Origin of the sequence: uncultured Clostridium sp. (assembly GCF_947036855.1) — a bacterium.
In the GTDB taxonomy this organism is placed as follows: domain Bacteria; phylum Bacillota; class Clostridia; order Clostridiales; family Clostridiaceae; genus Sarcina.
This window is the reverse complement of sequence record NZ_CAMQRY010000130.1, coordinates 1-6,040: the sequence shown is the minus strand read 5'-3', so window position 1 is coordinate 6,040 and position 6,040 is coordinate 1. Positions and strand designations below refer to the sequence as shown.

The 6,040-nt window shown below is 28.1% G+C and carries 10 protein-coding genes; 8 read left to right on the top strand and 2 right to left on the bottom strand.

Translation table 11 applies throughout. The features are described from left to right. Positions 1-63: 63 nt before the first annotated feature. Positions 64-237, top strand: a complete 174-nt coding sequence (locus Q0V15_RS11015) for a hypothetical protein (protein WP_297438951.1) — start codon at positions 64-66, stop codon at positions 235-237. A 27-nt stretch (positions 238-264) separates the two neighbouring features. After that, the gene (locus tag Q0V15_RS11010) at positions 265-417 is read left to right on the top strand and encodes a hypothetical protein (RefSeq protein ID WP_297438949.1); all 153 of its coding nucleotides are present in this window, start codon (positions 265-267) and stop codon (positions 415-417) included. 80 nt (positions 418-497) lie between these two features. On the opposite strand, the gene Q0V15_RS11005 is transcribed toward Q0V15_RS11010, so the two are convergent. Beyond that, a complete protein-coding gene (locus Q0V15_RS11005; RefSeq protein WP_297438948.1) occupies positions 498-1,634 on the bottom strand; it encodes a DEAD/DEAH box helicase in 1,137 nt (378 codons plus the stop codon). A gap of 147 nt (positions 1,635-1,781) precedes the next feature. Continuing rightward, complete coding sequence (locus tag Q0V15_RS11000; RefSeq protein WP_297438946.1) at positions 1,782-2,330, bottom strand: EndoU domain-containing protein; 549 nt, start codon at positions 2,328-2,330, stop codon at positions 1,782-1,784. 144 nt (positions 2,331-2,474) lie between these two features. Here Q0V15_RS11000 and Q0V15_RS10995 point away from each other — a divergent pair, with 144 nt between their 5' ends. The 6 genes from Q0V15_RS10995 to Q0V15_RS10970 form a co-directional block, all read left to right on the top strand. Next, a complete protein-coding gene (locus Q0V15_RS10995; RefSeq protein ID WP_297438945.1) occupies positions 2,475-3,638 on the top strand; it encodes an SAM-dependent methyltransferase in 1,164 nt (387 codons plus the stop codon). A 117-nt stretch (positions 3,639-3,755) separates the two neighbouring features. After that, a complete protein-coding gene (locus Q0V15_RS10990) occupies positions 3,756-4,397 on the top strand; it encodes a pentapeptide repeat-containing protein (protein ID WP_297438943.1) in 642 nt (213 codons plus the stop codon). A gap of 221 nt (positions 4,398-4,618) precedes the next feature. Next, the gene (locus Q0V15_RS10985; RefSeq protein ID WP_297438941.1) at positions 4,619-4,771 is read left to right on the top strand and encodes a zinc-ribbon domain-containing protein; all 153 of its coding nucleotides are present in this window, start codon (positions 4,619-4,621) and stop codon (positions 4,769-4,771) included. Between the two features lie 244 nt (positions 4,772-5,015). Next, on the top strand, positions 5,016-5,168 hold the full coding sequence (locus tag Q0V15_RS10980) for a zinc-ribbon domain-containing protein (RefSeq protein WP_297438941.1): 153 nt from the start codon (positions 5,016-5,018) through the stop codon (positions 5,166-5,168). 289 nt (positions 5,169-5,457) lie between these two features. Then, positions 5,458-5,613 (top strand): zinc-ribbon domain-containing protein, encoded by a 156-nt coding sequence (locus Q0V15_RS10975; RefSeq protein WP_297438939.1) that lies wholly within the window; start codon positions 5,458-5,460, stop codon positions 5,611-5,613. A gap of 143 nt (positions 5,614-5,756) precedes the next feature. Continuing rightward, positions 5,757-6,040 (top strand): hypothetical protein (locus Q0V15_RS10970; protein WP_297438937.1); only part of this gene is annotated, 284 nt, incomplete at its 3' end.

Sequence of the window (6,040 nt, the reverse complement as noted above, 5' to 3'; positions counted from 1 at the left end):
AGGAAGCAGTAAAAATCTCGATATGGGTATATTTGTCCATATTTTGAGTAGCAGAAGTTATAAATGAAGAAAAGAGAAGAGCAAGTTAAAAAATTATATAAGCATACACATAAAGACCATAGTAATATAGAAACTATGAGTGTTAGTGAGATGGAAGACGCAATTTCAAAATATTATGGAGCAGCAGATTTTGAAGTTACTTCAATAGATGAGCTTTTAGAAAGAGCAAAACTTTAAGAAGTAAATTTAACGGGGGGATATTGTATGAAATATATAAAGATAGCTTTAAAACACATTAAGGAAATAATAATTTTGCAATTTAGATTTGCTAATGGTGGGAATGTTGCAGCTAATGAAAGATTAGCTAAAGAACATGAAAGAGAAAGAAAAATAAAAGAAATGCGTAAAAAAAAGTAAAAAGTTAAATTTAAATAAAAGAAGAGGACTGAATTTATAATTCTAAACAAATTAGAATAGTAAATTCAGTCCTTTTTTAATTATTGGTTTTTATGAGTGTTAGTTCTAATTATTTCAAGTTCTCTTCTCTCAATTCCAAATCCAATAGTTTTTTCAATTTCTTTAAGCATAGGCAGATTTTTAGGATCTGTGAACATACAAGTATAACCTGTATCACCAGCACGCCCAGTTCTACCTATTCTATGGATATAACTTTCAACTGATTCTGGCATATCATAGTTATAGATATGAGTAACATTTGAAGCATCTATCCCTCTTGCAGCAACATCAGTAGCTATAAGGAATTGAACATCAGCTTTTTTGAAAGATTTCATCATTCTTTCTCTTTTAGCCTGAGGAACATCACTGTGTATTTTAGAACATTTGATTTTTCTATCAGCAAAAGCAGCTTCTAAATCATCAGCTCTTCTTTTTGTTCTACAGAATATCATAGCTATAAATGGATTATCTTCTGCCATTGCTGAGAATAAAGCATCCTGTTTCCATCTATCAGTAGTTTCAACAACTTCTTGCTTTATTGTATCAACAGTTATAGTTTCATCTTTTATTTCAATATAAATAGGATCATTCATATATCTATAAGAAAGTTTTTTAACTTGTGAATCCATAGTAGCAGAGAAACAAAGTACTTGAGCTTTCTTTGCTATATGTTGCATTATTTTTTCAATCTCATTTTTGAATCCCATAAGAAGCATTTGATCTGCCTCATCTATGATAACCATTTTTACTTTAGAAAGATCTATACTTTTTCTTCCAAGGTGGTCTATAAGTCTACCAGGAGTAGCAACTATCATATTGATATTATTTTTAAGTTTTTTAAGTTGTGCTCCAACATCCTTACCACCATAAGCAGCTAAAATTTTAATTTCAGTTCCTTCAGTAAGTTTTTTTGCTTCATCAGTTATTTGTATAGCAAGTTCTCTTGTTGGAGAAAGTACTAAAACCTCAGTTGCATTACTGTTTACTTTTATATTTTGGATAGCTGGAAGTAGGAAAGCAAGAGTTTTACCAGTTCCTGTTTTAGCTTCTCCTATAACATCATGACCTGCTAGAATACCAGGAATACTACGATCTTGTATCTCAGTAGGTGTTGTTATTCCATTTTTTTTAAGTATGTTAACTATATTACTATTAATTCCTAATTTTTCAAAATTCACTATTAAGTTCCCTCATAATCTTTAATTTATTTTTGCGTATAAAAAAAGTAGAGCATGGTTCCGGCGAAAGACCCATGCTCTACAAGACAGCACTATTAAGTACCAACTGTAAACAAAGTATAACATGATAAAAATATTATGTCAACACTAATATTTAGGGAAAGCAGAAATTATTTTTGCGTCATGTGTTAGATACATCTCAATTTCAATTCCGCTATTGGCTCTACCAATATAGATATTTCCATCAATATGACGTCTGCTCTTATGTGCTTCTATAATAGAATTTGTTATTTCTTGTGGTGACATTGAATTTGGGAAGAATGTAGAATAACCATTACAATCACTTTTTTTCATACAATGTATGATTGCCTTAGCTTTATAAACTCCATATGAGTTTGGTTTTGTTTTAGTTTCTGATATAGCTGTACTATTGATTCCTTTTATATTGTTATAGTGGAATCCCTCAGCTAGTCCATCTTTATTTATTGAACCAAGAAATATATGCTCTATAGCATTATGTAAAAATAGATTGGTGTTATGTAGTTCCTCTAGAACTTTTGTGCCATATTTTTTATGTCTTGAATCAATTACACATTCGTTAGATAGATGTTCATCTACAGGTTTGCTTTTAAATGAATTAAATGCAAAGAATGCTATTGAAAAAAATATAGCTAGCAATATAAGATAGAAATGCATAAAAATCTCCTTTGTAGTAGTATATTTTAAGTATAACAGATATTGGTTACAAAATTATTTATTTGAAAAAGACAAGCTTGTTGTTGTATGATTATGTGTAACAATTAAATTTAATTAAAATAAATAAAATTAGGGTGTGTTAATATGGAAGAATTAAGAAGCAAAGTAAAAGAAATATTAGAACAAGAAATTATTAAAGTAGTATTAAGCAATAAAACTACAAGAACTTATGAATTTAGTAAGGTAACTTTTAATTTAAAAGAAAATGTTGATGGAGAGTTTTATCAAGTTGAAAAACATACAGATAAACAAGTTTTTCATGAGAATATAAAAAAATGTCAGCTTGAAGAAAAAGTTTTAGAGAATCTTGAAGGTAATTACAAACAGTTCTCTGCTTGGGCAAAAGAGTACACATATGAAATGAAAGTTTCAAAAAAAGGGAAAATACTTTTAAATAAGAAAAAAGTTGATAATACAGTTCTTATAAAAACAGAACATAATAAAACTAAAAATTATATTTTAAAAGAGGGTATGATAATACAACCATTAATTGACCTTGGTATTTTTACTAAGGAAGGTAAAGTTGTTAACTCAATGTATGATAAGTATAAGCAAATAAATAGATTTATAGAAGTTATTGATGACGAAGTTAAGAAAAAGGATTATAAGGAACTTACTATAATTGATTTTGGATGTGGAAAATCATATTTAACATTTGTTCTTTATTATTATTTTACTGAAATTAAAAAGATTGATGCAAAAATTATAGGGCTTGATCTTAAAAAAGATGTTATAGATAAATGTAATGATATAGCTAAGAGATATAAATATGATAACCTTCATTTTGAACTTGGTGATATTAATGGATTTAAATATAATAATAATGTTGATATGGTAATAACATTACATGCTTGTAATACTGCTACTGATTATGCATTATATAATGCAGTAAAGTGGAACACAAATATGATATTCTCAGTTCCATGTTGCCAACATGAGTTCAATGAGCAAATAAAAACTGAAAACTTAACAGGAATAACTAAATATGGAATTATAAAAGAAAGAATGGCTGCACTTATGACAGATTCAGTTAGAGGAAGTCTTTTAGAAGCACTTGGATATAAAGTTCAGTTATTAGAATTTATAGATATATCACATTCACCAAAAAATATTTTAATAAGAGCATCAAAAGGTAAAGTTTCAAAAGAAAAGAAAGTTAAATCAGTTGAAGAAGTTAAAGCTATAATGAATGAGTTCAATATTGAGCCTACATTATATAAATTATTAAATGATGATAATCTATTATAAGATAGAGAATTTAAGTTTATTTTAATTTTGATAGAGTGATAAAACAATATATGTTAAGATAGAGGAACTGAATATAATAAAGGTTGTACAAAAGGTACAAATGGAGGGTAATACAATATGGCTACACCAATATTTAAATATAATAAAGCAATTAAAACAGATAAGAATTTTATGTATACAGATTTTAGAAGAGCAAACTGCTATAACTGTGATTTTTCAAACTCAAACTTTGATTTTGCTAGTTTTAGAGGAGCACATTTTAAGGCTTGTGATTTTTATGAGGCTAGTTTTAACTGGACAGAGTTTATAGGAACTAACTTTAAAAAGAGTAATATCAAAAGAGCAACATTTAGAGATGTTGTATTTGAGGGTGTTAATGTTGATGGAGTAGATTTTTATGATTCAAGATTCTACAACTGTATATTCATAGATACTGATATATCAAAAGCTGAGAACTTAAAGTTTACTAAGGCACAGGTTAAAGTTTTTGATAAAATGCCAGAACTTGAAATTAGTGAAGAACTTAAAGCGGCAATAGAAGATGCTATGCTGAATCAATATATAAAAACTTCAAGAGTTTTAGATACTAAAGAGGGAACAGTTAGCCCTATAAGCGTTATGAGACTTTTAGAAACATTCAAAGAAAAGTTTTTAATTGATGGATTAAAGCTTGCTAAAGAAAATATATCAAGAGATTTTTGTACATTAAGTTACATAGTAACTGCAATTAAAGGTTATGAAAGAGATGGGATGATATAACTTAGATTAAGAATTTAAAAGTATTATGTAGATGTAAACAATATTTTTTGGGAAAATCACCTTAAAAAGATTGCTACTTAATAAAGTGAATGCTATAATGGGTGAGTAGTAGAAATACTAACAAAAATAAAAGAAAAAGTTTCATATAGATTGATATTTCTCTTAATTTTTAGAGGTTATTATATCCATTTTGAATCTTTAAATCCTAGGAGGATTTTATAATGCAAGATAAAACAATAGTATGCAGAGATTGCAACGAAGATTTCATATTCACAGTTGGAGAGCAAGAGTTCTACCAAGAAAAAGGTTTCGATAACGAGCCAGTAAGATGTGCTTCATGCAGAAGAGCTAGAAAACAACAAAACAACAGATAATTATCTGAAGTTTAAGGGAGTGTAGTAATACACTCTTTTTTTATTACCCAAATATAGTAGCTACAAAAAATAAAAGAAAAGAAGCGAAATTTGTTGCATTTAATAACTTGCTATGATATATTGTATGAGTAGCAGAAATGCTAACATTAAAAAGAATAAAAATAAGTTTATATAGATGAATATTTCTCTTAATTTTTAGAGGTTATTATATCCATTGAGCTTTAAATCTTAGGAGGATTTTATAATGCAAGATAAAACAATAGTATGCAGAGACTGTAACGAAGATTTCATATTCACAGTAGGTGAGCAAGAGTTCTACCAAGAAAAAGGTTTCGATAACGAGCCAGTAAGATGTGCTTCATGCAGAAGAGCTAGAAAACAACAAAACAACAGATAATTATCTGAAGTTTAAGAGAGTGTAGTAATACACTCTCTTTTTTTTGCATTTTATTAAGTAAAATATAGTGTATTATATTAATTATTTCTATTAAATACATGAAAAAAATGTTGGAAAATAAAGAAATAATTGGTAATAATTTTATTGTAAATTAAAAATCGCTATGTTATTATAAGTTTAAGTGGAAACGCTTAATAAATAAGAAAAAAAGCATTCATATAGATAGATATTTCTCTTGTTTTAGAGGTTATTATATCCATTTTGAATCTTTAAAACTAGGAGGATTATTATGCAAGATAAAACAATAGTATGCAGAGACTGTAGCGAAGAATTCGTATTCACAGTTGGAGAGCAAGAGTTCTACAAAGAAAAAGGATTCGATAATGAGCCAGTAAGATGTGCTTCATGTAGAAGAGCTAGAAAAGCACAAAACAACAGAAGATAGTTTTTGTTTGTTTAAGATCACAACATATGTTGTGGTCTTTTTTTGCGTCTTAAAAAAACACATTAACTCCAGAAATAAAACAAGTTAAGCTTAGATGGGTATTTTATTATAGGTTTATAGAAACAAGGTGAAAGGGTGGTTATATGAATTTTATAAAAAGAGCGTTACTTAGTTCAAAAGCAAGGTTTACTAAGACAATCATAATACTTACAATAATGACAACTATATGTATTGTTATACTTGCGAGTCTTGGTATAAAGTCAGCATCAGAAAAGTCTAGTATATTAGCAAGGCAAAAACTTGGAGGAGCAGTTACACTAACTTTAGATGTACAAAAGGTTAGAGAAAATTCAATGAATACAAGTGTAGGAGGGCAAAGAGTTAAAATAACAGAGATGCCTATAACGCTTGATTATTTAGATGAGAT

Excerpts from the sequence above, each read along its gene's own strand:
- Q0V15_RS11015 (WP_297438951.1), top strand. The coding sequence starts at position 64 with ATGAAGAAAAGAGAAGAGCAAGTTAAAAAATTATATAAGCATACACAT.
- Q0V15_RS11010 (WP_297438949.1), top strand. The coding sequence starts at position 265 with ATGAAATATATAAAGATAGCTTTAAAACACATTAAGGAAATAATAATT.
- Q0V15_RS11000 (WP_297438946.1), bottom strand. The coding sequence starts at position 2,330 with ATGCATTTCTATCTTATATTGCTAGCTATATTTTTTTCAATAGCATTC.
- Q0V15_RS10995 (WP_297438945.1), top strand. The coding sequence starts at position 2,475 with ATGGAAGAATTAAGAAGCAAAGTAAAAGAAATATTAGAACAAGAAATT.
- Q0V15_RS10990 (WP_297438943.1), top strand. The coding sequence starts at position 3,756 with ATGGCTACACCAATATTTAAATATAATAAAGCAATTAAAACAGATAAG.
- Q0V15_RS10985 (WP_297438941.1), top strand. The coding sequence starts at position 4,619 with ATGCAAGATAAAACAATAGTATGCAGAGATTGCAACGAAGATTTCATA.
- Q0V15_RS10980 (WP_297438941.1), top strand. The coding sequence starts at position 5,016 with ATGCAAGATAAAACAATAGTATGCAGAGACTGTAACGAAGATTTCATA.
- Q0V15_RS10975 (WP_297438939.1), top strand. The coding sequence starts at position 5,458 with ATGCAAGATAAAACAATAGTATGCAGAGACTGTAGCGAAGAATTCGTA.